The following is a 23,320-nucleotide window of genomic DNA, read 5'->3' as shown; positions in this document are numbered from 1 at the left end:
AGATTTTATCGCGTTACTCTTTATAATATTGATGCTCATGAATGATTATTAGTTTTGGACTTTGTGTTATTAGAAACAAAAGTTCCTGACTAATTTTTTTAGTTTGGTTGATAAAAATTGAGTCGAAAGACATAGGGCATCTAAACTATTGTTAATATAAGGATGTGTCAAACACAAAATAGTGAAAATAACCCAAATTGACAAAATTCATTTGCAGGAAAACTTGTATATCATGTAGAAACTACTCAAATGCTGCAATAATTTGTCTACAAACGATTCACTTCAGGAGAAAAGAAATAGATAATAAGTCCCATATTGGACTTAGACTCAAGGAATGAGGGAATAAAATGAAGAGTACTAATCCTATAATGTTATATGGCCCCTGGACTCAAGGTTACGCATTGGATCGACACATAACTACAAGTACATACTTAGGAGAAGATGAGTACGGGCACGATAAGTTCGATAATATAAGAAGTGAACTCGGGGAGTTAGTTTATCAATTAAAGTATAAGAAGCAAAACACAGTTGATGACATAATGCAGTTTGTTATCCCTTTTATTTCAAAACAATGGAATGATCATAACATAAATCTAATAATCCCTGCACCACCATCAAATGAAAGACAAGTCCAACCAGTATTTGAGATTTGTAAAGCAATCGGCTCAAAATTAAATATTTACGTTGATTTGGAAGTTTTAAGGAAGACAAACAGTCAACAACTTAAAGGATTAGATTCAAAGAAAAAACAAAGCACCATTAATAATTCTATTATTCTGAACAGGAACATTATTCAACCAGTAAATATCTTAATAGTAGACGACTTGTATCAATCTGGTGCAACATTGACTGCTGCAACGAATATCTTGAAAAATGTTCCTTTTGTTATGAATATTTATGTACTAACAATGACGAAGACAAGAAACTCATAATTCTTCGAGCATTAATGATGAATTTTCTGAGAATAGGTTATAATAAAGTAATATTATTTTAAATCAAGTTACTCAAAGTAGGTGTTGTTAAAATGACAGTTTCTGATGATTCATTGGCAATATTGCTTCTCAATATGAATTTATTCCCCTCTAAATCTAGGACCACCGATTTTAAAGCTTTTACATTATTTCAATGGAATAAGCTAGCTCAACAAATTAAAGATTCTAGCTATACTGGTCCAGCTGATCTGTTCGGAAAAACAATTGAAAACCTTATGAATGATTTATACTTGGATCGCCAAACATCAAGTAGAATCGTCAATTTGTTAGGTCATGCAAATTTCATGACAGAAGAATTAAAAAGGCTCAAGAAACTTGGGATTGGGGTTGTAACAAGAGCGGATAAGGAATATCCGCTCTTAATGAAGTCAAAATTAAGAGACCAAGCACCTTCTTACATGTTTTTTGCCGGAGACCTAACTAACTTAAACCGAACAGCGATTGGTGTAGTTGGTTCAAGAAATGCCGATGATTATTGTTTGAATTTAACTAAGAAGTTAGTGAGTAAAGCTGTCGATGAAGGCTTAGCTGTAGTTTCTGGTGGTGCGAAAGGAGTAGATATTACAGCCCAAGATCAAGCGATTGCTCATGGTGGAATTGCTATTTCAATTTTACACTCTGACTTAGAAGGATGGAGTAAGAAAAAAGAGATACAGCGGAATATACACAGTGGGAACCTAACTTTACTTACAGCTGTTCATCCAAAAGCCCGATTTCAAGGCTTTAACGCAATGGGAAGGAATAAATATATTTATTCTCATTCAAAAGCAACATTTGTAATGGCATCGTCCACAAGTGGAGGAACTTGGGAAGGCGCACTAGAGAATATTAAAAATAATTGGGTGCCGCTATTCATTCAACTTGATAACGAAGTCCCAGAAGGTAATAAGATTCTTTTTGAAAAATATAAAAACAATCCTATGGTTAGTAGTATTAATTTAAACGAAAATATCTCGATTGTAGAAAAAATTAGAGAAGTATTAAAGATAAATAATCAAAACTCAGAAACTAAGAATGACCGAGATATATTTCCATTGATATTACCTGTTTTAAAACAGGTATTATCAGAAGATAAAACTAACATTCAAATCAGTAAAGAGCTTAATGTAAATATCGATCAGATAAATTTTTGGGTAGAGAGATATCATTCACTAGATAGTAACATGAATAGTTCACCTAATACAAATAATGTAATTCAAGGAAAGTTATTCTAGCTATTTAGAAGTAAAAATGATCGGCTCAAGTACTAACTTGGCCGATCATTTTTTGCTTTACCTAATACCACTATTTAATTGAGACTCGTTCAAGCAATCTAGTTGTTTTACCTAGATCAAGCGCAATATCATGACCTGAACGGTCTCCTTTTTCAGAAGATAGTATTATCACTTGAAATTTATTTGGATACTCTTTCTTTAGACTGTCAAAAAGTAAAAGAAAATTATTAAATGTTTGTATATCCAGATTTTGTTGTCTTGGCTCATCCATAATAAGCAAAAATGGGTGCTGTACATCTTTGGCAAACTTTAAAGCAGTCTTCAATAATGCGGTATAATACGATAAAATAATACGTATAAGTCCACTACTAGAAGTAAGATAATACAAATTTCTATCTTCAATCTTAGGTAAATAATCAAACCGGTCAATTTTTATTTGATCATAAACTTCTTCCAAATTTCTATCTACTTTTTTATCTTTATTATCGTTTTTGATTTTCTCCTCGTCCAGACCCATTTTTAGAAAATCCAATTTTTTCAAGAATGATTTAAACACTTCTTCGAAATACTTGAGCTTTTCTTCATCATTTTCCTTTTGTTTCTGAATATTTTTAATAAATGTTTTTTTGTTTTTCACATCTTCTATAAGTTTTGTTCTTTCATTTAGTAGGTTCTCATATTTCAAAATTAATTCCTTATCTTTTTTAAGTTGTGTTTTAACGTTTTCCAACCGACCTATCTCTCTTGAATGGAAATTATAAGATTGTAATTTTTTTGGTTTAAGTTTTTCTTCAAAATCGTTCATCGTTTTTTTTAACTCAGCCTGTTCCAATTCAGACACAACTACCTTACTATATAACTGTTGTTTTTCTTCTTCTTTCTGCAACTTGAGTCTTTTAAAATCTTTTAGTTCATCTTTTAAATAACCAAGATATTGATCGTTTTGGGAATAATTCATTGTCTTGAAGGGACTTCCGCATAAACCACAATTCTCACTATGCAACTCCTCATCAACGTTGATAGTCAATGCATTTAGACAATGGGGACATGTCTCAATAGGAAGTATTCCAATAATTTTCTTCGCTGTTTTTAATTTATCATTCTTTTCTATGTCATTAAGTATTTTGTTTATATAGAAATTGTACTCCTCAATTTCTGTTTCTAAACTATTCATTGTTTCCCGGTATCTTCTAGCTTTCAAAGATGAAATTCTAAATTGATTCCGAATGTCATTAATAACGTTATTTGCCTCGTTAGAACCTAATTCAATTTCATCTATTTTTTTGTTATTTTCATCTATGCCTTTTTGAACTTTTTCTATTTCTGATTCTATCAAAACAGACTGTTTAAATAAAAGAGTACCAATCAGTTCTTCAATATCTTTTAGTGATGTATTCTTTTGTTTCAATAACGATTCTAACTTCTCAAGTTCGAATCTCGCTTGGATAACTTCAGTTCCAGTAAAATTCAAAAGAACTTCGAAAGCTGTCTTCTTTATATCCTTTAGACCATACCGAGGATTAATTGCCTGAATATCATGCCAGGCCCCTTGATGTATAATAAAAAGAGGCATTAAATTCTGTATATAAAAGAGCAATTTGGTATCCGAATTATCATTATCTTCGTTATCTGAACTATCTTCATCTTTTATAGGAGTAATATTCATAAATTTAAATAAGAACTCTTGATAGGTTTCATTACCTTTCAAATTATTCTCTTTTCTCATTTTATAAAAGTCATGTGTGCTACTATCATGTAGTAGAGATTCTAAATTTGAATCTTCATGGAGTTCAGTTCCTTTTAGAACAACTACTGGATCATCTGGTTTTTGAGCATTTCTAATAACTATAACTCTATTTCCATCATTCACCAATTGTATATAAATATGAGATTCTTCAACATTTTCCCTATAATTTATTTTGAATAAATCTCTAAAATTAACTATATTACGATTTCCATATAATTCTTCACCCTTCAAAGCATAAATAACACTTTGAATAAAAGTGGACTTACCGAGCGTATTTTCACCAAAAATCATATTAAACTCATATACGTTACTATCATTTTTTTTAAAGGAAACGAACCTTCTATATAGATTTTCATCGGTTTGTACTAGAATTAAAACCGCTTCAATAAACATCTTCTTTCACCCCATAATAACCTAGAATAAGAGAAGGAAAATTCTCATGTACATACTTTTCAATAGATTCATTTGATGAGTTCTGTGGAAAAATCCTATTAATAACATTCATTCTTGAAACCCACTCACTCTCCAAATCCATAATCTGATTAGCTTTTTCAGTTCCTAATTCAGTTAAACTTACAATAAAGGATTTTTGAGACTTTGAAAAATTACCATACTTAACCTGTATTAGTTTTTTTCCAATCATGTAATTGAAAATTGAATCATAACGATGATCCCAAGGACCACGAATATATCTAATCATAGGAGAAAAAGCATGTTCTTTTTCTGATTCTTTCAAGTTAATTAGAGAAGCAAGATAATTCTTATTACTTTTCTCAATCACTTTTAAGAGATAGAAGGGGTATCTAATTAAAAAATCAAAAAAAGAAAATTTTCTCCTCCCATAAATGGACGAATAAGAAAAAAACGGTTCCTTTATGATCCCACAAACATTAAGCAATAATAATATTCGATATGCATGAAAATCATAATCATCATCTGGATCAATGTATGAAATTTGTTCGTCAAGTGGAACAGTCGCCATCCTAACTTGATTCTCTATAAGAGCCTCGAAAAAATCCCTTATATTTGTATCTTCATCATTTTTCATATTAATTCCCCTTTATGCCAACGTAAATGGCACTCGGCTGCCATTTGGTACATTTGAGCAAATACTATATCTTCATCTATATCGACTTTATTCCTCATTTTTGAGTCTTTAAGTAGTAATTTTAAATCCTCTTGAAATGTGTTCCAGAATTGTGTAGGATTAAAAACTTCAGCATCAGTACCATCATTATTGATAACAGTTTTAGTACAAAGATACTTAACCTTCGACTCTAGAATTTTAAGTTGATCATACTTTAAATATAAGTTTTCAAACTTTAGTTTCTGCAGGAAAATTAAATATCTGCATCTTAGTTCTGTTGCAAGATTAATTAAATTCTCTTCTTGATAAGAATCCTTTATATTAATCAACTTAATTTTAGCAACTAATTTGCTCTGCTTTTCTGGCTCTTTAGTTATAATTTTCTCCACTTCTTTAGGTTCCACCAATGGCAAATCAATTAAAGGAATGTCATTATAACCCGCTGCTGTTTCTACAATAGAATCAATTTTCAGTTCAATTGATGTTAGCTTTGTGTTTACATTTCCGAACTCAGTGTTAAGAATAGCTTCAATACCTTCGAATTTCTCAAGAAATTCTTTATCTATGTTTTCTTTAATTTGAGTTTCAGTTTCATTAAATATTTCTTCTAATAATTCATTATCTAAATAACGATCTTCAATATTTTCTTCTGTTGACTTAAAAAAAATCTCCGAAATTAATCTATTGAAATAAATTTCATAAGATAATTTTGGATTCAATTGCTTTAATAACTGAATCGCCTTAAATTTCAATTCATATACTGAATTGGTGCTTTCAACGTTATCAAATGTCCAATTTATTTTCGATATAAATTCCGACATCAATTCAATATCATTAATTTTCTCTAATAATTGCTCCGAAAGTTCTACTATCGAGCCAAGATCACTCTTTAAATTTTTGATTAATTGAAGATTTCTTTTCTTTGTGACAGAACTCTTAGGTTTAACTCCTTCCAACTTACTTATTTGAGTTGCAACATCTTTTGAGAGAGCCGTCTTTGTTTCCCTTACGGTTTCCCTCAAAGTCTCTTGAATCTTCACAATTAACTTTCCGAGCAGCTCTCTATCAGTTGTTTTTAGAGGTTGAGAATTTACCCATTTCTTCAATAAAGTATCTCTACTTGAAATTTTTGAATTTGTTTCGAAGCAAAAGGTTCCATCGTATTTATCATAACTAACGAATAGAACAAAAAAATTGTGCAAAGATTTAATTATATCGCGATGCCCTAAATTAAAAACACTGGAATAGCACTTTATTTGAGTCCACTGAATTTTGCTATTAGACTTATCAATTTGCTTGATATCGTCCTCAACTTCACAATATATTACGTTATCAGATCCAGAAGTGTAATTGTTTAACCATTGAATTAATGTTTTTAAATACTGATATATAAAACCTCTATTGGTTCCAACAGCATCGGTATCCTTTTTAAAAATAATTAATTCACTCGACATATCTATCCCCTTGAAATTATTCATATTATGGACAACATCCTACTTTATAACTATCTTCATTAGTCATATTTTATCAGATTGCGAAATAAAAACCACCCAGAAGTTGGGTGAAGAGGATTTTCTCGGAAGTCTCCTATTTTTAGGCCTTGTTCTAATCTCACAAGATGCTCATCCTGCATTACCGTACACGATCAAAAGTTTCCTAAATTTTAATTTTCCATTTTATATCACGAGGCAGAACTTATAAACAACTATCGCAGTGAAGAAATTAAAAAGCTTAAAGTGTTTACACCGTTACGTCTTTTGCTAGCTACTTGATCATTTTTTGGCAACAAAAAATAATGAATGTTTCAGAACAGTTGCTTCCTAGGTACCATTAAAGAGCATCGCAATCCCAACAAAACCTATAAAGAAGTTTCAAATTTGTTATTGCTTCTAATACACTCGCCTTCGTATGAAATTGAGGGCTATTAAAGTTAATTGCAATAGAATATTTGTAGCAAAAAAGGGCATCCTGTTGTATCAGATGCCCACTAAATATTAATGATCCTTCTTGTATCTGCTTTGAGTGAATATTTCACTCCCGATTTTCATGAATTCTTAGGCTCTCCCTGTGTCCATCTCCTTCCCCCCATAAAACACCTTCACACTCCCATCCTCATTCCCCTTCACCCTCGCCTCAACCAGTTTCCCATCTGCCCAGCTCATATCCACCTCAATATTCCCTTTGGCCTTCAACCCTTTTGCGCTGCCCGTCGGCCACATGGCCGGCAGTGCAGGCAGGAGATGAATCTCGCCTTCGTGGCTCTGCAGCAGCATTTCCGCAATGGCGGCGGTGCCGCCGAAGTTGCCGTCGATGACAAAGATGTTGGCCTCGGCTCCGGCTACGCCGGGTTTGGAGTAGGTGAGCATGTTGTCGAAGCACAGCTCCCCGATCAGGTGGGCAATATGCTGCACGGCCTGGTCCCCGTCATGCAATCGGGCGTAGAAGAGCCCGAACAGTGCCGCGGTAAATTCGATATCCTCCAGGTCGGCCCGGCTGTTCCGGTTCTCCAATGTCACTCGGGCTGCCGCAGCGAGTTCCGGTGTATGATGCGGGGTGATTTGGCTGCCGGGATACAGGGCAAACAGATGCGACAGATGGCGGTGCTCCGGCTGCGCCTCCTCATAGTCCTCCAGCCATTCCTGCAGCTGTCCCTTCTTGCCGATCATCAGCGGAGGCAATTGATCCAGCGCCGTCTGCCACTTCTGCTGAAGCTCCTCATCCACGCCCAGCGTCTGTGCTGCCTTCACGCAGAACGTCAGCAGATCCCGAACCAGGACCTGATCCATGGTCGGGCCCATGGACAGCTGCTGATGCCCATCCTCCGGATTGCCGGTATAAAAGCTGTTCTCCGGCGAATTCGACGGACCTGTCACCAGCCAGCCATACTTCGGATGCACGGTCATGTAATCCATGAAAAAGGCCGCGGCCTCCTTCAGGACAGGATACGCCAGCTCCTCCAGAAAAGCCTGATCGCGGTTATACGCGTAGTGCTCCATCATATGCGTCGCTATCCATAATCCGCCCGTCACGTTCAGCCCCCAGGAAGTCCCCCACCCCGGTGACGCAAATCCCCAGGCATTGGAGAATACATGGGCCACCCAGCCTTCGGCATCGTAATAATGGCGCGCCGCCGAGCGTCCGGCCACCGATAGCTGCTGGATATACCGCATGAGCGGCTCATGGCTCTCGCTCAGGTTCGCGGCCTCCGTCGGAAAATAGTTCATCTGGGTGTTCACGTCCAGGTGATAATCGCAGCTCCAGGCCATTTTGTTGGCTTCGCCGTCATTCCATATCCCTTGCAAATGCATGGGCAGGATGGAGTCTTGCCGTGACCCGCTAATCGTCAAGTACCGGCCGTATTGATAAAACAACGCAAACAACGCCGGATCATCCCGCTTGCCCTGCTTGAACCTGCCGATCCGCTCGTCCGTAGGCAGACTGACATGCTCGGAGCTTCCCAGATCCAATCGTACGCGGGCATACAGCGGCTGATAATCCGCCAGATGCTTGGCTTTCAGCTCGTCATATCCCAGCAGCACAGCCTGTTCTAGCTGCAATGCGCTTTTCACCCGCCAGCTCTCGCCTTCTTGACGATAATCCGTATTCACCGCAAAATAAATCGCCGCCTCATCCGCCCCGGCTACGGTTATGGTGTCATCCGTGCAGCTCACCTGCCCGCCTTCCGCTACGACCCGAAGCTGGCCTTGGCAGGACACCCCGCACTCCCCATTGCTATGTATGCCTTCCAGCGCCTGTCCCTGGAATTTGATCGTGTCCTTCCCAGTAACGGCAGCATGAAAAGGGCCGTTCTCGCCTCGAATCGAAATGCGGAATGACACGCCTGACGAGCCATGGCTGCTGCGGATCTGGGAAACGATGACCTGATCGGCATGGGAAGCAAAGACCTCTCGCGTCATCTCCGCTCCATCGATCTCGCAAAAAGAACGCGCCACCGCCTCCTGCAGGTCCAGTTCCCGATGGAACAGCGGCTCAGCTGCTGCATCTTGTCCCCCGCCCTCGAATGGGTTCACGTTATGGTCAAACTTCAGAACGACTTGGCATAGTCCCAGATTGGTGCCAAAATTCAATTTTTCCGGCTCCAGGTGCTTCTTAGCTAGTCGATCGCCTTCGCGATAATCGCCCTGAAAGAAGTGCTTCCGCATCTGCTCCAAATCCGTTTTGCTGTTGCTTTGCCCTTGAGCTGGCTCCGGCTGGCCGGACCAATAGGTGGTTTCGGTGATATTCCATATCTCTCTGTCAGGAGTGGATACCACCACATTCCCCACTCGGCCATTGCCGATCGGCAGCCCTTGCGACCAGCCCTGGGCCGGTTTCGTATACCAAAGCTTCATATCTGACATGTTGTTTTCTCCTCTTCAATTGATTTTCCAATATCGAGACAAGCACTACCCTTAAAGCAAAAGCAAGAAATCGCGATTCCCGGATGGAGCCGAGAACCGCGATGAACTTGCAGATGTACATGATGAATCGATGACTACTTGTTATGGATTAGGGACGATTTTATAAAGCTTGGATTCGGCCGCTTTAAGCGTCACATCCAGCGAAGAGCCAGACACCGTCTGAGATTGGCCGCTCCATACATCCGTCACCGTATAGGACGCCGCCCCTTCCGAATCGATACCGGCACGAACGAGATCCACGGTGTGCTGTGCTGCATTTTGCGTATAGTTAAACACGGCTACATAGCGGGTTCCCTGATCGTCCAGCACAAATACATTCGCTGCCTGCGTGCCCGTGTTGCCTTCTACCGGCCGGAACGCCTTGCCCTTCATCGCAAGCCCGTTCACTTCCGGGTTGGTCAGCAGCGTTTCCATGTACTGCCGTGCCGTCGCATCCGTTACGTCATCCGAATTCAGGAAGACCGTGCCGGAGATCGCGGCCGCATTGACACGAGACTGCGCGCCTTCCATCGATCCGCCTTTGGTTAAGTGCATGTAGTCCGGATCGGTATAATGATAGATCGTTCCGTTCTGCCACCAGCCGTACGTCAGATTGTTCAGCTGGTATTCCGTGCTGCCGATGCTGCCGTCGGTATCGCAGGAGATGCGGCGGCTGTGCGCATATTGGCTAGGGAACAGCGGCGCGATGGAAGCGCTGATGAACATGGAGCCGTCCAGCACTTCATTCAAGTAAGCCATTCCTTGGTTATAGGCCTGGATCCCGGTTTGAACGCTCGGGTCATCATGCTTGCCTTCCATTGCCCCATGGCTCAGAAAATCGATTTTGATATATTCAAAACCCTTGCTCTTAAACTTATTCATGTAATAATCGATCCGCTGCCTCACGCCCGGATGCGTCGGATCCACTGCATAAGCGCCGTCCAGTGTTGGCAGCACGTTGCCCTCCAAATCGCGCAGCACGATATCGCCGTATTTATATTTGCCGTTGGTCCCTTCGACCTCCTGCTCCATATTGTTGCCCCAGTACACAAACGGCGAGTAATAGATGCCGGCCTTCTGTCCATTGCTGTGAATGAGCTGAACCAGATCCGTCAGCTGCTGATCCGTCATGTTATCCCAATAGGAATCGAGATTGATGTAGATATCGCCTTCATTGTTGAAGGAATGGTTCTGAATATGGTCTTTAAAATAATTCGAGACGGAAACCGCCTTGTCAAAGCTCAAATCGCTGGCATAAGCTCCCCAGCTGTTCCAGCCGACCGGAACGCCTTCAGGAATGTCTTCGCCAAAGGCTAATGGAGGCTGGATCGCTGCATTCACCTGGCCAAATTCCTCCAGCCCGGTCCGGTAATCCTCGAAAAAGCCGACCATGATTTTCGGCGAAGCAATCTGCTTGCCCGTTACCTTTCCATGCGGAATCGTATCCCACGTGGAGGTGGATGACGTAAATCCGCCATATACGCGCAGTTTGTTCAATTTGTCATTCGAGCCGCTCCAATAGATGCCGGTCTTCCACGTGTCATGCGTCACCGATCCGATAACGAGGCCGTTCCGGCTCGTATTGTCATAGATGGCCGTCAGCTCCGAACTGACATACAGACCATTGTTGAGGCCGGTATTCATCGACTTCGCTTGGTATCTGGACCAAGCATCATTATCGAACGGAACGACGAGGACCCTGTTATCGTCATAGCTGCCGATGTCGATGCCGCCCCTCGCTTCCATCGCGATAGGTGCGATATTCCCCGTAGATATGGCGGAATGATGGGAAGCGACTGTTTCCGTAAGCAGATACGGCCCGTCTTCGTAGACATAATAGATTTGGCTGAGTGATGGCATTCCCCCATCCTCATTCACGACCGTCACCTTGATGCCCTTGCCGGTGGCATCCTGGAATGGGACCACTTGATTTTTATAGAATTTATGATGTTTATAGTCCTTGCTTGCAACCATCCGGTCGAGCTGGATCTCGCTGTATAACCCCTTGGCAACCGGTTTGCCGTTCCAATTGTATTGCGACAATCCGGTCGAGGTGTTGTACAGCAGCTCATACGTCGGATTGGATACCTTGAAGCCGTTGGCATATTCGGTTAAGGTGATGGAGCCATAACTCGTGGCTTTCTTTTGCTTGCCCAAATCGCCAATGCTGCCATCTGGGCCTGATCCGTCATCGACGGCTGAATCAAAGGTCAGCTCAATCTTGTCAAAATCGGGCGAGTAGCCGCCTGCGTCATCGAACAGAATCGTGTTGCTGCCCTGATTCAAGTAAATTTGAATCTGATAGGTGCCGATCGTGTTCCAATCCGCTGTTTTCGGAAAACTGAAATTCTCCTTCTCCGCTCCGTTTACGGAGATCGAAGCAGTGCGGGAATCCCCGGAGATGTAGAACATGTTCATATTGTATATACCGGCCTTATCGGCCTGAATCCCGTTGAACGTCAGCGTGGAGCCGCCGTACAGATTGCCGGCTTTTTGCCCGCCTGAACAGAAGCCGCAATCGACCGCTCCTGCATTGCCGGTAAACGTGTTCTGAGATGCCTCGGCCTCGTAGGAAAGGATGCCTCCGGCCGTTTGACTCGGCTGCTGCGGTTCCGCCGAAGCAAAGGAGCTGCCTAGCATAGCCCCCGCTAACAGCATCGATAAGAATAGCATGAATGGCTTTTGGAAGAATTTGAACGGATGAATACGCACTGAACCTCTCCTCCTTCTATTCATTGATTTCGGCTTAATTTCAGGATTTTCGATTCGGCTGGCGCCAGCTCGACCACAAGCGTGCCTTCCGATTGACCTTCCGTTCCTTCCCACACATCCAGAACCGTATAAGATGCGTGCGCCTCGAGGCCGCAGCGTCCCAAGGAAACCGCCTTCTGCACAGACTCGGCTCCGTCAAAGTTAAACACGGCAATATACGTAGTTCCCGCTTCGCTCGGATGGGTCAGCACAAACGTATCCGCAGCCTGTTTCCCGAGATTCCCCTCTACGGGCACAAAGGTTCTGCCCAGTCTCGCAATCTCGATGATCGCCTCATTTCCCAGCCAGTTCTTGGCGCGCCATGCCGCTTCCTCATGCCGGAAGTCATCGCCCAGCAGCAGCACCGTTCCCGAGATCACGGACGCGGTCAGACGGCTTCGCCCTTCATGGCGGGTCGTCGAATCCTGGTTGAAGCTTTTATAGATCACGGCATGGTCCGGATCGTTAAAACGGTACAGCGTATCGTTCATCCACCACCCGTGCGTCAGCGAGTTCAGCAAATATTCCGTATCCTGGATCGTTCCGAACACATCGCAGGAAATTCTGCGGCTGTGCGCATAGGAATAAGGGAACAGCGGGGCAATCGACAGGTTGATGAAGAACGGTCTGACGATCCGCTCCGGGGAGAGTTTATCCGTCAGATACGACAGGCCGTAATTGTATGCTGCGATCCCCGTCGTAATATCCGGGTCGTAATGCTTGCCTTCCAGAGCCCCGTGAGCCATGAAATCCAGCTTGATATACTCAAATCCCTCGGAGACGAATTTATCCATGAACCAATCGATTCGCGCCAGGTTCCCGGGATGCGTAGGATCAATCGCAAGTCCGCCGTCAACATCCGGCAAAATCTCGCCATCCTGGTCGCGAAGCAGAATATCGCCATAGGTGTACTTCCCATCGGTGCCCTCCACGGGGTTCCCGAACCCAGCCGGACTTCCCCAAAATGCAAACGGCGTCCAGTATGTACCGGGTTTGTGCCCGTTTTCGCGGACCCTTTTCAAGGCATCCTCCATCTCGGCAGGCGTCAGGCGATCCCAGAACGCATCGAAATTCATGTACAGGGTATCCTCGTTATGAAAGCCCTGCGGCTGAACCTCCCGCTTCAGAAAATCGCTTGTCGCCACATAGAGGTCGTAATCCAGCGTGCTCATGGCGGCCGACCAGCTGTTCCAGCCGATCGGGACGCCGCCGTCCCAGCTCAGAGCAGGAGCTACCTTCGCATTCGCTTCCCCATACGCTTCGAGTCCTGTCCGGTAATCGTCGTAATCCCCTACCATAACCAGCGGAGATTCGATGCGAGTTCCTCTTACGTAGCCATGCGGCTGGGAATCTCGGGTCATAATGTCGGCCGCGCCAGCGTACAGTTCCAGTTCATCAAGCTTGCCTGCGGTTTCCCCTTTGACGCGAATGCCGGTCTTCCATACGTCATGACTGATCGATCCCAGAATCAATCCATGGCGGCTATCCGGCAGGAACAAGGCCGTCACTTCGTAGCTTTCCGTCTCCAGCGGGGCCGTCTCCGTGAGATAGCGCACCCATTTGTCATTGTCATACGGCACGCGCAGCACATGCAGCGCTTCTCCCGGAACCGTCTCGCTCCTGCTCGATACGCTATCGGTTTTCACCACCGCGATGCGTTTTACCTTTAATTCCTCTTGGCCGACGATGACGACCCGCGTGATAAAAGATGAAGTTCCCTCATAGACGTAAAAATGCTGTTCCAGGCCTGGGAGCAGATCGGATTCATGCTTAATCACGGCATGGATTCCGGTTCCGAACCGATCTTGAATCTTCTCCGGCTGCCCTATCATATAGTGGCTGTCGTAATGTCCCGTATGGTATTCCCGACCCTGCCATCGAAAGCCGCTTCGTACTTCTTGCAGAGCGAATCCCCTGCTGCCTGCGTAGGCGTAACCGCCTTTTTCCAAATCCACCTCAATGGCCACCAGACCATTCGCCAAGCGAAGGTGAGTTTCGGCATTCACCCCCACGTTCACTGCCGTATCGCTGCTTCCTAACATCCGTGGATTGCCTCCTTCTGCGTGCATCTGTGCTGCATTCAGGACGCTATCGCATCAAGCGCCTTTTACAGCTTGCTATCATTATAGAAGCGCAGGTAAAGCGCTTACTATACAACGATCTTCCGATCCATATCGGGATATAACGCATCTGGAGCGACCCATTTGTTAAAATGCAGTATGGCCACTTTCCGCCGATCGCTGGCGACGGACCCACTCGAAAAAAAAGGCTATCGCGGAGCGCCTAAGTTCTCCGGATAGCCTGTTTTACCTATGGATGATGAAGTACCACTGTTCTCACGCTAAATCTTATCATTAGACGGTTGGTATGGTGCCGCCGTCGATTACATATTCGCTTCCCGTTATGGATGACGCCCGGTCCGATACAAGAAATGCCACCAGCTCGGCTACCTCTTCCGGAAGCCCGGGACGTCCAAGAGGAATCCCCCCGAGCGAATTCATCAATTCCTGAAGCGCGCTTTCTCGGCTTCCTGATACCGACGCAATCCGGTCGATCATGGCATCTGCAGCCTCTGTCTGAATGAATCCGGGCGATACGGCGTTAATTCGAATGCCCCGCGGAGAAAACTCGTTGGATAACCCTTTGCTGTAATTGGCAAGGGCAGCCTTCGCCGCGGCATAAGCCAGCGTGGTTTCATAGAGCGGCAGGCGTCTCTGTATCGAAGTGATATGAATGATGGCACCCGATCCCTGCTCTACCATGTACGGCAGCAGCCCCCTGTCCAAACGAACCGCCGCGAGAAGATTCCAATTCAAGGCTTGAACCCAATCCTCGTCAGTCAAGGCAAGCGCTCCTCCAGGGGGTGTGGTCGAACCGCCTACGCAGTGCACCACGATGTCAATTCCATGCAGGTGCTCCTTAACACCTTGAATCACCTTATCGACGCCTGTAGACGTCGCAATATCGGCTTGAACGAACAAGCCGGAGCCGACCCGAACGCTAGGTTCGGAACGGGCGGTAGTCAGTACAGCCGCCCCTCCGTCTGAAAGCCGCTTTACGATGGCCTGACCCATTCCTCTGGTTCCTCCAGTAACCAGGACTCTTTTGCCTTCAAACTCATTCCATGGTCCTTCATGTCTATGTTTCATAATGGCCCTCCAGTATTCGAACGTTCAAATTTTGAATATGGTATTTTTTCCTTACTTTGATTCAGTAATCTGTAATTTTGAAATCTGACCGCTTTGCACCGTGAAATAAAAATCAAAATAGTACGGGCCTGCCGGATAATCACCATTTACTTCGGTTGAAACGATGTACTGGTCTAGGCGTTGATGAATGTTTGTCGCCCGGACATTTACCCGTGCGCCGATGAATTCGTCGTCGCTCCATTTCTGTATGGCTGCTTTTCCCCTGAACTCCCTGCTGTCATCGACGACTATAGCATCCTTGCCGATGCACGTAAGCATCCGGTTTGTATCATGATCATTGCTTGCGGATATAAATGTGCGAATTATACTCGGCAGCTGCTTCTCGCTTATCTCGATCATAAACGCTTCACTCCTTATGATGTTATATTCCTCAGGCTTGACGCCGCTTATCCTCCCCCGGTCCGGTTGAAGACAAGGATATCTTACCTTGACGCTTTTATTACGTCCAATTTATAATAATCATAAAATTTATAAATAAAATTCATATAAAGTAGGTGCTTAGCGATTGGAGCTTACACAGCTGGAGTATTTTTTGACGGTTTCCCGTCTTCAACATATGACGAAGGCATCGAAAGCGCTCAGCATCACGCAGCCGGCTTTAAGCCACGCCATCTCCAAGTTGGAGAGTGAGCTGGGCGTCCCGCTGTTTGAACGAAATGGCCGTAATGTGAAGCTTAACCGCTATGGCAGCATGTTTGCCAGATGGGTGGAGCAGGCACTTCAGGACATTCAGAACGGGATGCAGGAAATCGAAGAATCGTCCAATCCGGACACGGGGATCATTTCGGTTTCTTACCTGAATATTTTAGGGGTCGATCTCGTCCCTGCCCTTGTCAGGGCCTATCAGCTGGCTCATCCCAAGGTTCGTTTTGAATTGCATCAGGGAAACCTCGGCGATATTGACGAACATTTGGAAAAAGGGCATTCGGACCTCATGATTACATCGAGAGAATCCACCATGGATCATCATAACTGGCTGGTCATGAGAACCATGCCTTTATATATCGTGGTTTCAAGCCGCCACCGCTTGGCCAAACGTCCCTCGCTAAGTCTGATGGATTTGTCCGGAGAGCCGTTCGTCGGCCTGAAGCATAATTGCGGCCTTCGAGCCACGATTCAATCGCGATTTCAGCATACCGGCTTTATTCTGTCTTCGACGTACGATGCAGAAGATTTGGCCACCGTTGCGGGTTTTATTAAAGAGGGACTTGGCGTCTCCGTTCTGCCGAAAACGGCCGGCCTCATGCTGGAAGGTCTCTCGTGGATTCCCATTACCGATGAAGGCTGGTTCTGGGAGATCGGCTTGAAGTGGAGGGAAGACCGCTACCTCTCGCCTGCGGCCAGACGATTCATTGAATATGTGGAGCATCATTATCAAGTCAGCGGGAAGTAACCGGTTGGCGCACAATAAAAAGGCTATCCAGGTCAAAACGACGCTTGGATAGCCTTTGCTAACTCATCGAAAGATCACGTCAATCACCTTCGCCGCGACCACGCACTCCATGACGAAGATCAGTAAACAACAAAAATAGAAAACGGACAGCTTCAGCTCCCCGAACTGATCCTTCCAATAACGTCTGCGGAACAAGGAGATAATATCCGGCGTAAACGAATACTTCACCGACTGCTTCAGATCATCCACGTCATCGAATATCCGTCTAAAGATCCACTTATAGATCGGAATATTCAGGATGAACAACACGACATAGATTAGAAGCTCCACGAGGCCGTGTCACCCCCTAATTAAACATGCTTCCACCAGACCCCCGCGCACTCCGGCACCGTTGACCATTGGTTCGCTATGATCTTGTCCGTTAACTCTTCACCGAAAAAGAAGCCTGTGTTTAGCAATGCCTCCTCTACCGTATCAAAAACATAATCGGTCCGAATCCACTGATGGCTAAATCCGTATTGATGCTCCAATTGAGCGTAATAACCGGTTAGGAATTCGGGAGGATTCGGCGTCTCCGTTCCGGTTCCCATCGTTTCCAGTATCAAGATCGTCCCCCCGGGTCTCAAGACTCGATGCAGCTCCGTCATCACAAGTTCAAGATTCTCACGCCATTCCTCGTGACTGGAATTGGCCAGATAACTAATGCTCCAGCCCGATACAATCAGATCTACACTCGATGAAGCAACCGGGAGATTGCGATGATCCGCAACCATTGTGGTCCAATTGCGAGAGTCTATTGCTTCAGAGCATTTATCGTCCAAAATATCGAGCATGGGTTGCGATATGTCGGTACAGATCAATGATCCAGCGTCGGCGGCAAGCAGCATGGATAATCGGCCTGATCTTGCCCCCAAATCAAGGACATCCAGTCCTTCGTACGGCCTGACCCTACGGATAAGTTCAGATAAATCAGGCTGTCTGCTAACCATGGCCTCATAGGCTTGAGCCTGCTTGTCGTAAATTTCATCAATAGACATGTTTTGTCCCCCCCAGCCAGATTACGGAAATTAATTCTCCGCGGATGTTCCTTGTCTTCTGTTCATAATTTGCTGTATCAGTTTGTACATGAAGCACAGAAGCAGCGAGAAGGCAATCATCATGAAATACGTGTTCCAATTGAAAAATTGATTGTTCATATGTATCGATAGGAGTCCGCCGGACGTTATCGATTCGATGTGATCCCAGTCCGTTTGGCCCCACCTCAATTGGAAAGCTTCGGCTAGGATTTCTCTATAGATTTCGAGTCGATGAAGCTGGTATGCATAACCCGCTAGGATATAGCCAGCCAGAGCAAAGATCACAAGGCATAACCAGCTGAAAGCCATCTTCAGATCTTTAAAAATACGAATCCATTGATAGACCAACATAAGAAAAAGAATGCTTAAAGGGATGAGCAGCAGGATGGCAGGATTGCCGTTTCCGGAGCTGCTGCCAGGCCGAGGCGTCATCATATTGCCGAATAGAACCACGCCTAGCAAGGCAAGCGCAATGATGATTAAAGCGGCACAACGTCTCATTTTCATATCGGCACACCTCGCTCAAGCTTCCTTGCAAAAGCCTATAATCTCTTCATGAACGATCTCCGGCATCTCATGGTTAATGGCGTGACCGGCCCCGTTAACGATGCGGTAGCGCATCCCGTTCGTCTCCAATCTGGCAACCGCTTTCGGATAATGACTAAGCAAATCCCGCTCGCCAATGACGAACAAGGACTTGCTGCGAATAACCTGAATGTCGGCAGGCGAATGGATCGTAATCGCATGCTTCATCATGGAGCGATTGTTGAAGTACTTTAGCAAGTAGAACCAGTGCTGCATAAGCTCCGGGTTGTTCTCAAAGGCATCCGCATGGGTACCGCACAGCTTACGAAGCAATGAACGCACATTCCGTTCCGAAGGGAATAAGGCTTCCGGCAGAAAAGCCCGCATCATTTTGCTCATCACTTCAAATTGGCTTCCGGCAATGCTGCCGGCCAAACAAACAATCTTGTTCACCCGATCCGGTCTGACGATGGCATAATGATAGGCCAGATAAGCTCCATAGGATACGCCCGCGATATAGACAGCGTCCACATTCATCGCCTCAAGGACCTCGTCCAACCATGTTGCCTGATTGAATTCGCGAGCATACTTGTCGTTCGGCTCGCTCTTCCCGGACCCTCCGATATTGTCCACCGCGATGATATGAAAGTTACGGGATAGCTCCTCCACGTTATATATCCACATCATGGCGACGTTATCGCCCGTTCCATGCAGCAACAGCAGCGGAGGAAGATCCGAAGAACCTGCCGTTACGACGTGAGTGATACCGTAGGAAGTAGAAACATTATGCTGCTCATACGGCACCGTCCACGCTGACAGCAGGCGGTCGTAGGATGCATAGACGAGCTTTTGTCCATGATTGCTTTTGAATCGCTTCAATATCTGCACCTCCAATGACATAAACTTTTATCTTATGCACTTGCCTTCATGGTGTTCGGCATATATAGGGATCAATTGTTCCAGCTTATGTATGGTCCTGTATGGCTTCACGTCCAGAGAGTCGTCCCATCTCCCGTCTCTCGTATACCAGATGGCTTTGATGCCGCATTGTGCTGCCCCGATAATATCGTTATGCGGATGGTCTCCGACGTACCATGTCTCTGATGGCATCACGTGAAGTTGGCTCAGAGCTCTCGTAAAGATGGCCGGATCCGGCTTTTTGACGCCAGCCTCTTCGGAGATCACGATAGAATCGAAGTATTCGTGAATCCCCAGCTGATGGATCTTGCCCTCTTGGACTTGAACGGTTCCATTGGTGATGATGCCGAGCTTAAGTCCCCAAGTCTTCAACTCACGCAGGACGGAAACCAGCTGATCCATCGGCTGGATACAACAAGCGATTTCCCGTCTGAAAAATGACAGGTATTCATCCGCCTTCGGGGGATTTACCCACGGAAGCTGCTCGACCAGCATCTCATATACTTCGCGCTTATCCCGATAGCCGTTATGATCCGCTTCCTTGAATCGCTTGGCTATCATCATTTGAGCAGCTTCATCGGAGTCGGGAAAGTACCTGGCAATCCATCGCTTGATGAACGTGTTAATTGCTGCCCTTCTGTCCGTTAATGTCTCATCCAGATCGAAGATGATCGCTTTTACTGTCATGGAAGCCTGCTTTCTATTCAAAATGAGCCCGCTCTCCATTTCCCTTGATGAAAATAGGCTCCGGATATTTCAAAGCCGTCGGTGGCCGCTGATTCTCCGGAAAAAACGCCAGCTCCGCAAACTCGTCATTCTCCGGGTCCAACGCACCGCTCACAACGCTGCACTCGAACACAATGGTGAGGTATTCCACTTGGTGCCCATTGCCGTACGTGTATCGGTGTTCTTTTCCGCCATATACCCCAATGATTCGTTCAGGCTTGATATCAAGCCCCGTCTCTTCCTTCGCCTCGCGAATCATCGCCTCCGCCGGCGACTCACCCAGCTCGATGGCGCCTGCTACAAGGCCCCATAATTCTTCCTGATGCTTCCTTCCGAACAAAATATCATCCTGATCATTTCGGATAATGCCTGCAACGGACGGCATGAATATCAGCTGATCTCCGATCTTCTCTCTCAAATCTTTATAGTAATCCGACATTCCCATGGCTTTACGCTCCTTTGGTTTGGTTCTTCTTGCTGACATGAAAGGCTTAAAATCTAGCTTCTTATGACCTGGATCTCCAGCTCATATGGGCTCATTCCTTATGTAACTTCACAGTTTCACGGTTCGCTATGGATCGAATCTGTGCGATATGATGCTGGTTGTGCCATACGAATCGCTGCAAGGCGATGTCCAGGGTAATGCTGCCGAGCACTTGGGTTCTCATGGTTCTTTTGAAATCCTCGGGATGTAGATCCTTAAGCAGGATTAGAAAACGAAAATGGAGTGTTTCCAGAAGCGAAAGCGAGTTCTCCACGGGAACTTCCGTGTAATCGCTCAGCTCAGCCCATAAATCCTCCCGATACGAGCTAGCCAGCGGCTCATCCTCGGTTAATGCCCGTTTAAATCGCAAGTAAGCGTTCATGTCGTTATCGGCGAGGTGGTGCACGATTTGCTGAATGCTCCAGCCACCTTCACGGTATGGCATATGCAGCTGAGAAAGAGGACACTTCATGATGAGTTGCCGAAGCGTCGGTACGATTGAAGGGATCTGCTGTATAAACTTCTGTCTGTCCTCCAAAGTCGGCTCTACCAATGGCTCAAAGGAGCCCAGGGGATAACGTATACTGACCACCACTTCCTTACCTCCTCCAACTAAGAATTATGATTATGCGATGACCCCGAAGTTAGAAGCAGTTAAGACGGATGAAACAGCGCAAGCGGGTGCTGTACGCCTTTTTCGAGGCTCTCCACAATTCGCCTCATGACTTCGGCATCCCGGAATTTCATGCTGTCATCCGCGAAGATATCAGGCAGCGTGACCCAGCGGCAATCCTTGATCTCTTCCGCACCCAATTCAAGCGAGCCTCCCGTCACGATTCCGGTAAAATGAAACATGACGACATGGTAATTCAAACTGCTCAAGAATTGATAAACCCCTGTAGTGCCCGTCAGTTGGACTACATACCCTGTTTCTTCCTTCACTTCTCTAATAGCCGCCTCAACCATCGTTTCTCCAGGCTCGATACGCCCTCCCGGGAAGTTCCAGGTATCCCGAACCGAAGGTTTATTTTCTTGGATGATGAACACTTGATCCCCCTGTACGAGGGTAATGCTGACCACAAGCACGATCCCATTTTCCGTCATATCCACAATCCTTTGCACATGATCTACATAAACAGAACCCACCTTTGGCGTTAACCACGAGGAGGGTTCTTGGATGAATTATCTGGTAACTCCCCTTATTCTACCGTTAACGCACATAACACGCAATCGGCACGACGTTATTGAACCTTCAACTTGAATGCCTCTCCTTCTCAAGCATTTGACCCACCGCTGCTAGAAGTCTTTTTTTTAAGATAGAGTCACGCGTCGGGTCAAGCCGATAGGGCAGAGAGTATATTATTAAAGACTGAATGCTCCAGAACATCACCCCATGATCATGATGTCAAATTCTCCGGTTACCCTTCTGAATGCCAATATTGCAAGAAGCAAGCACGTTCTACTGAACATTCCTATCGGAGATTGCTGAATCCTATTTATTTTCTTCGAATATAAGGGAACTACGATAAATTGGAGGTTGAGCGATGTCCGGGTATGTAAATGTTGATGTCCCGATCGAACTGCTGTTCACGGATCTGGTTACGGAGGAAAGAAAAAGGGATATTCCCAACTACACCGATAGCTGGTACGAACATCACAAGCTTTCCGCTGATATGCCGATCATGCGTTTTGATTCGCACAAGAGCCTGTACCGATATTTCATGAACGAACTAGCCAGCCCGTCCGCGTACCTGGATTGGTATAAGAAGATCTTTCTCACCAGGGGAATCGACCCGCCTTTACAGGATGAAGAGGTCCTCGCCTTTAGGAAAAATCAGTATCATATAATGAAGGTGGATCTGTCGTCCAACAGCGCTTTTTTTCACCAAGACCCGCCTTTGGTGAAATTTAATCGCGCAGGGGGTTATTTTAACCTGAGGGACGGGCATCACAGGTCTACTTTTTTGTATTGCCAAGGTAAAAGGAGCATGAAAGTCAAAATGTCCAGCGAAGATTATATGGACTGGATGAATATCGAAGGGCTGTCAGAGGTTGCCGATTCTTTTCAAAGATATCAACGGAGCCTTATTTATACCCCCATACTGCACCCTTCCTATCTTCATTTAAAGAGCGAGCGCGATCAAACCTATCCGACCAGACTTGATGTCATTATGGATTTCTTGGGTTCACGTTCTCTTCTCGGCGCGAAAGTGATCGATATCGGCTGCAATATCGGATATTACGCGCGGCATTTCGCCCGCGAAGGTGCGCACGTAACCGGATTGGAGCCGCTGGCTGAGCATTATGATCTGGCTTTGCGGCTGAATCGGCTGGAAAGGGTGAACTTTGACCTGCTTCCGGACCGCTTCGAATCTTCATCAAGACTTCAGCAGTATGAGATCGGCCTCCTGTTAACCGTTTTTTATCATCATATGGGAGACCCGTATATCCGTAACGCTTTTTTGCGAAAAATCAATCAATGCATTACCGATATGCTTTTCTGGGAATCCGGCGGCGAACCGGAAACGGAAAAATCGATACTGCTGCAAAATACGCATTTCACCCGGTATGTGAAGTTGGCGGCCACATCGGGCACAGGGAAAGTAAGGGAACTCGGCGTATTCTTAAAAACCTGAAATGTGTGGTTACAAATGAACTAAACCTCGGGAGCCTGTGCTTCTTGAGACGTTATTTACGATAATGACGGTATTGAGGTCAAAGGGGCCTGCAGGACAATGGTCTTCTTGGCCTCATTCTTGTGCCGTACCGCCGCGGAGCCGGGAACAACCGGAGAGGCG

20 protein-coding genes are annotated in these 23,320 nt (G+C 45.2%); 4 read left to right on the top strand and 16 right to left on the bottom strand.

Features of this window, described 5'->3' with window-relative positions:
- Positions 1–347 precede the first annotated feature (347 nt).
- Together BMX45_RS00430 and BMX45_RS00425 are read left to right on the top strand one after the other, a co-directional pair.
- The gene (locus BMX45_RS00430; RefSeq protein WP_090907983.1) at positions 348–932 is read left to right on the top strand and encodes a ComF family protein; all 585 of its coding nucleotides are present in this window, start codon (positions 348–350) and stop codon (positions 930–932) included.
- 92 nt (positions 933–1,024) lie between these two features.
- Positions 1,025–2,206 carry a DNA-processing protein DprA gene (locus BMX45_RS00425; protein WP_090907981.1) on the top strand — a complete coding sequence of 394 codons (1,182 nt, stop codon included), beginning with the start codon at positions 1,025–1,027 and terminating at the stop codon, positions 2,204–2,206.
- Between the two features lie 70 nt (positions 2,207–2,276).
- Here BMX45_RS00425 and BMX45_RS00420 read toward each other — a convergent pair whose 3' ends face one another.
- From BMX45_RS00420 to BMX45_RS00385, 8 genes are all read right to left on the bottom strand, one after another.
- Positions 2,277–4,346 carry an AAA family ATPase gene (locus BMX45_RS00420; protein WP_090907978.1) on the bottom strand — a complete coding sequence of 690 codons (2,070 nt, stop codon included), beginning with the start codon at positions 4,344–4,346 and terminating at the stop codon, positions 2,277–2,279.
- Complete coding sequence (locus tag BMX45_RS00415) at positions 4,336–5,001, bottom strand: hypothetical protein (RefSeq protein ID WP_090907976.1); 666 nt, start codon at positions 4,999–5,001, stop codon at positions 4,336–4,338. Before BMX45_RS00415 ends, BMX45_RS00420 begins: the two co-directional genes overlap by 11 nt.
- Positions 4,998–6,518 (bottom strand): dsDNA nuclease domain-containing protein, encoded by a 1,521-nt coding sequence (locus BMX45_RS00410; protein WP_090907974.1) that lies wholly within the window; start codon positions 6,516–6,518, stop codon positions 4,998–5,000. The genes BMX45_RS00415 and BMX45_RS00410 overlap by 4 nt, the downstream gene beginning before the upstream one ends.
- A 576-nt stretch (positions 6,519–7,094) precedes the next feature.
- Positions 7,095–9,401 (bottom strand): glycoside hydrolase family 95 protein, encoded by a 2,307-nt coding sequence (locus BMX45_RS00405; protein WP_090907972.1) that lies wholly within the window; start codon positions 9,399–9,401, stop codon positions 7,095–7,097.
- Between the two features lie 141 nt (positions 9,402–9,542).
- Positions 9,543–12,152 (bottom strand): carbohydrate-binding protein, encoded by a 2,610-nt coding sequence (locus BMX45_RS00400; protein ID WP_090907970.1) that lies wholly within the window; start codon positions 12,150–12,152, stop codon positions 9,543–9,545.
- Between the two features lie 20 nt (positions 12,153–12,172).
- Complete coding sequence (locus BMX45_RS00395; RefSeq protein ID WP_090907968.1) at positions 12,173–14,233, bottom strand: alpha-galactosidase; 2,061 nt, start codon at positions 14,231–14,233, stop codon at positions 12,173–12,175.
- Between the two features lie 312 nt (positions 14,234–14,545).
- Positions 14,546–15,340, bottom strand: coding sequence for an SDR family oxidoreductase (locus BMX45_RS00390; protein ID WP_090907966.1), 795 nt, complete (start codon positions 15,338–15,340; stop codon positions 14,546–14,548).
- A gap of 51 nt (positions 15,341–15,391) precedes the next feature.
- Positions 15,392–15,739, bottom strand: a complete 348-nt coding sequence (locus BMX45_RS00385; RefSeq protein ID WP_090907964.1) for a nuclear transport factor 2 family protein — start codon at positions 15,737–15,739, stop codon at positions 15,392–15,394.
- 166 nt (positions 15,740–15,905) lie between these two features.
- Here BMX45_RS00385 and BMX45_RS00380 point away from each other — a divergent pair, with 166 nt between their 5' ends.
- Positions 15,906–16,793: a LysR family transcriptional regulator gene (locus tag BMX45_RS00380; RefSeq protein ID WP_090907962.1), complete on the top strand. Its 888-nt coding sequence runs from the start codon at positions 15,906–15,908 to the stop codon at positions 16,791–16,793.
- A 63-nt stretch (positions 16,794–16,856) separates the two neighbouring features.
- On the opposite strand, the gene BMX45_RS00375 is transcribed toward BMX45_RS00380, so the two are convergent.
- From BMX45_RS00375 to BMX45_RS00340, 8 genes are all read right to left on the bottom strand, one after another.
- A complete protein-coding gene (locus BMX45_RS00375; protein ID WP_090907958.1) occupies positions 16,857–17,123 on the bottom strand; it encodes a hypothetical protein in 267 nt (88 codons plus the stop codon).
- 20 nt (positions 17,124–17,143) lie between these two features.
- Positions 17,144–17,830, bottom strand: coding sequence for a class I SAM-dependent methyltransferase (locus tag BMX45_RS00370; protein WP_090907956.1), 687 nt, complete (start codon positions 17,828–17,830; stop codon positions 17,144–17,146).
- A 30-nt stretch (positions 17,831–17,860) separates the two neighbouring features.
- Positions 17,861–18,376: a hypothetical protein gene (locus BMX45_RS00365; protein WP_090907954.1), complete on the bottom strand. Its 516-nt coding sequence runs from the start codon at positions 18,374–18,376 to the stop codon at positions 17,861–17,863.
- Between the two features lie 15 nt (positions 18,377–18,391).
- The gene (locus tag BMX45_RS00360) at positions 18,392–19,282 is read right to left on the bottom strand and encodes an alpha/beta fold hydrolase (protein WP_254777908.1); all 891 of its coding nucleotides are present in this window, start codon (positions 19,280–19,282) and stop codon (positions 18,392–18,394) included.
- Positions 19,283–19,300: 18 nt separating this feature from the next.
- Positions 19,301–20,020: an HAD family hydrolase gene (locus BMX45_RS00355; RefSeq protein WP_254777907.1), complete on the bottom strand. Its 720-nt coding sequence runs from the start codon at positions 20,018–20,020 to the stop codon at positions 19,301–19,303.
- On the bottom strand, positions 20,013–20,483 hold the full coding sequence (locus BMX45_RS00350) for an NUDIX domain-containing protein (RefSeq protein ID WP_090907950.1): 471 nt from the start codon (positions 20,481–20,483) through the stop codon (positions 20,013–20,015). The genes BMX45_RS00355 and BMX45_RS00350 overlap by 8 nt, the downstream gene beginning before the upstream one ends.
- Before the next feature lie 91 nt (positions 20,484–20,574).
- Positions 20,575–21,117, bottom strand: coding sequence for a YfiT family bacillithiol transferase (locus BMX45_RS00345; RefSeq protein ID WP_090907948.1), 543 nt, complete (start codon positions 21,115–21,117; stop codon positions 20,575–20,577).
- A 59-nt stretch (positions 21,118–21,176) separates the two neighbouring features.
- Positions 21,177–21,626: an NUDIX hydrolase gene (locus tag BMX45_RS00340; protein ID WP_090907946.1), complete on the bottom strand. Its 450-nt coding sequence runs from the start codon at positions 21,624–21,626 to the stop codon at positions 21,177–21,179.
- Between the two features lie 440 nt (positions 21,627–22,066).
- Between BMX45_RS00340 and BMX45_RS00335 the strand changes: the two genes are divergently transcribed.
- Positions 22,067–23,158 carry a class I SAM-dependent methyltransferase gene (locus BMX45_RS00335; protein ID WP_090907945.1) on the top strand — a complete coding sequence of 364 codons (1,092 nt, stop codon included), beginning with the start codon at positions 22,067–22,069 and terminating at the stop codon, positions 23,156–23,158.
- Positions 23,159–23,320: the final 162 nt, after the last annotated feature.

The organism is Paenibacillus sp. cl141a (assembly GCF_900109305.1).
Lineage (GTDB): Bacteria > Bacillota > Bacilli > Paenibacillales > Paenibacillaceae > Paenibacillus_AQ > Paenibacillus_AQ lautus_A.
This window is presented reverse-complemented; position numbering and strand designations above follow the sequence as displayed.

Coding starts and splice junctions, on each gene's coding strand:
- BMX45_RS00385 (WP_090907964.1), bottom strand. CDS start 15,739: ATGATCGAGATAAGCGAGAAGCAGCTGCCGAGTATAATTCGCACATTT.
- BMX45_RS00350 (WP_090907950.1), bottom strand. CDS start 20,483: ATGGGAATGTCGGATTACTATAAAGATTTGAGAGAGAAGATCGGAGAT.
- BMX45_RS00365 (WP_090907954.1), bottom strand. CDS start 18,376: ATGAAAATGAGACGTTGTGCCGCTTTAATCATCATTGCGCTTGCCTTG.
- BMX45_RS00420 (WP_090907978.1), bottom strand. CDS start 4,346: ATGTTTATTGAAGCGGTTTTAATTCTAGTACAAACCGATGAAAATCTA.
- BMX45_RS00430 (WP_090907983.1), top strand. CDS start 348: ATGAAGAGTACTAATCCTATAATGTTATATGGCCCCTGGACTCAAGGT.
- BMX45_RS00390 (WP_090907966.1), bottom strand. CDS start 15,340: ATGAAACATAGACATGAAGGACCATGGAATGAGTTTGAAGGCAAAAGA.
- BMX45_RS00395 (WP_090907968.1), bottom strand. CDS start 14,233: ATGTTAGGAAGCAGCGATACGGCAGTGAACGTGGGGGTGAATGCCGAA.
- BMX45_RS00340 (WP_090907946.1), bottom strand. CDS start 21,626: ATGACGGAAAATGGGATCGTGCTTGTGGTCAGCATTACCCTCGTACAG.
- BMX45_RS00335 (WP_090907945.1), top strand. CDS start 22,067: ATGTCCGGGTATGTAAATGTTGATGTCCCGATCGAACTGCTGTTCACG.
- BMX45_RS00405 (WP_090907972.1), bottom strand. CDS start 9,401: ATGTCAGATATGAAGCTTTGGTATACGAAACCGGCCCAGGGCTGGTCG.
- BMX45_RS00415 (WP_090907976.1), bottom strand. CDS start 5,001: ATGAAAAATGATGAAGATACAAATATAAGGGATTTTTTCGAGGCTCTT.
- BMX45_RS00410 (WP_090907974.1), bottom strand. CDS start 6,518: ATGAATAATTTCAAGGGGATAGATATGTCGAGTGAATTAATTATTTTT.
- BMX45_RS00370 (WP_090907956.1), bottom strand. CDS start 17,830: ATGTCTATTGATGAAATTTACGACAAGCAGGCTCAAGCCTATGAGGCC.
- BMX45_RS00425 (WP_090907981.1), top strand. CDS start 1,025: ATGACAGTTTCTGATGATTCATTGGCAATATTGCTTCTCAATATGAAT.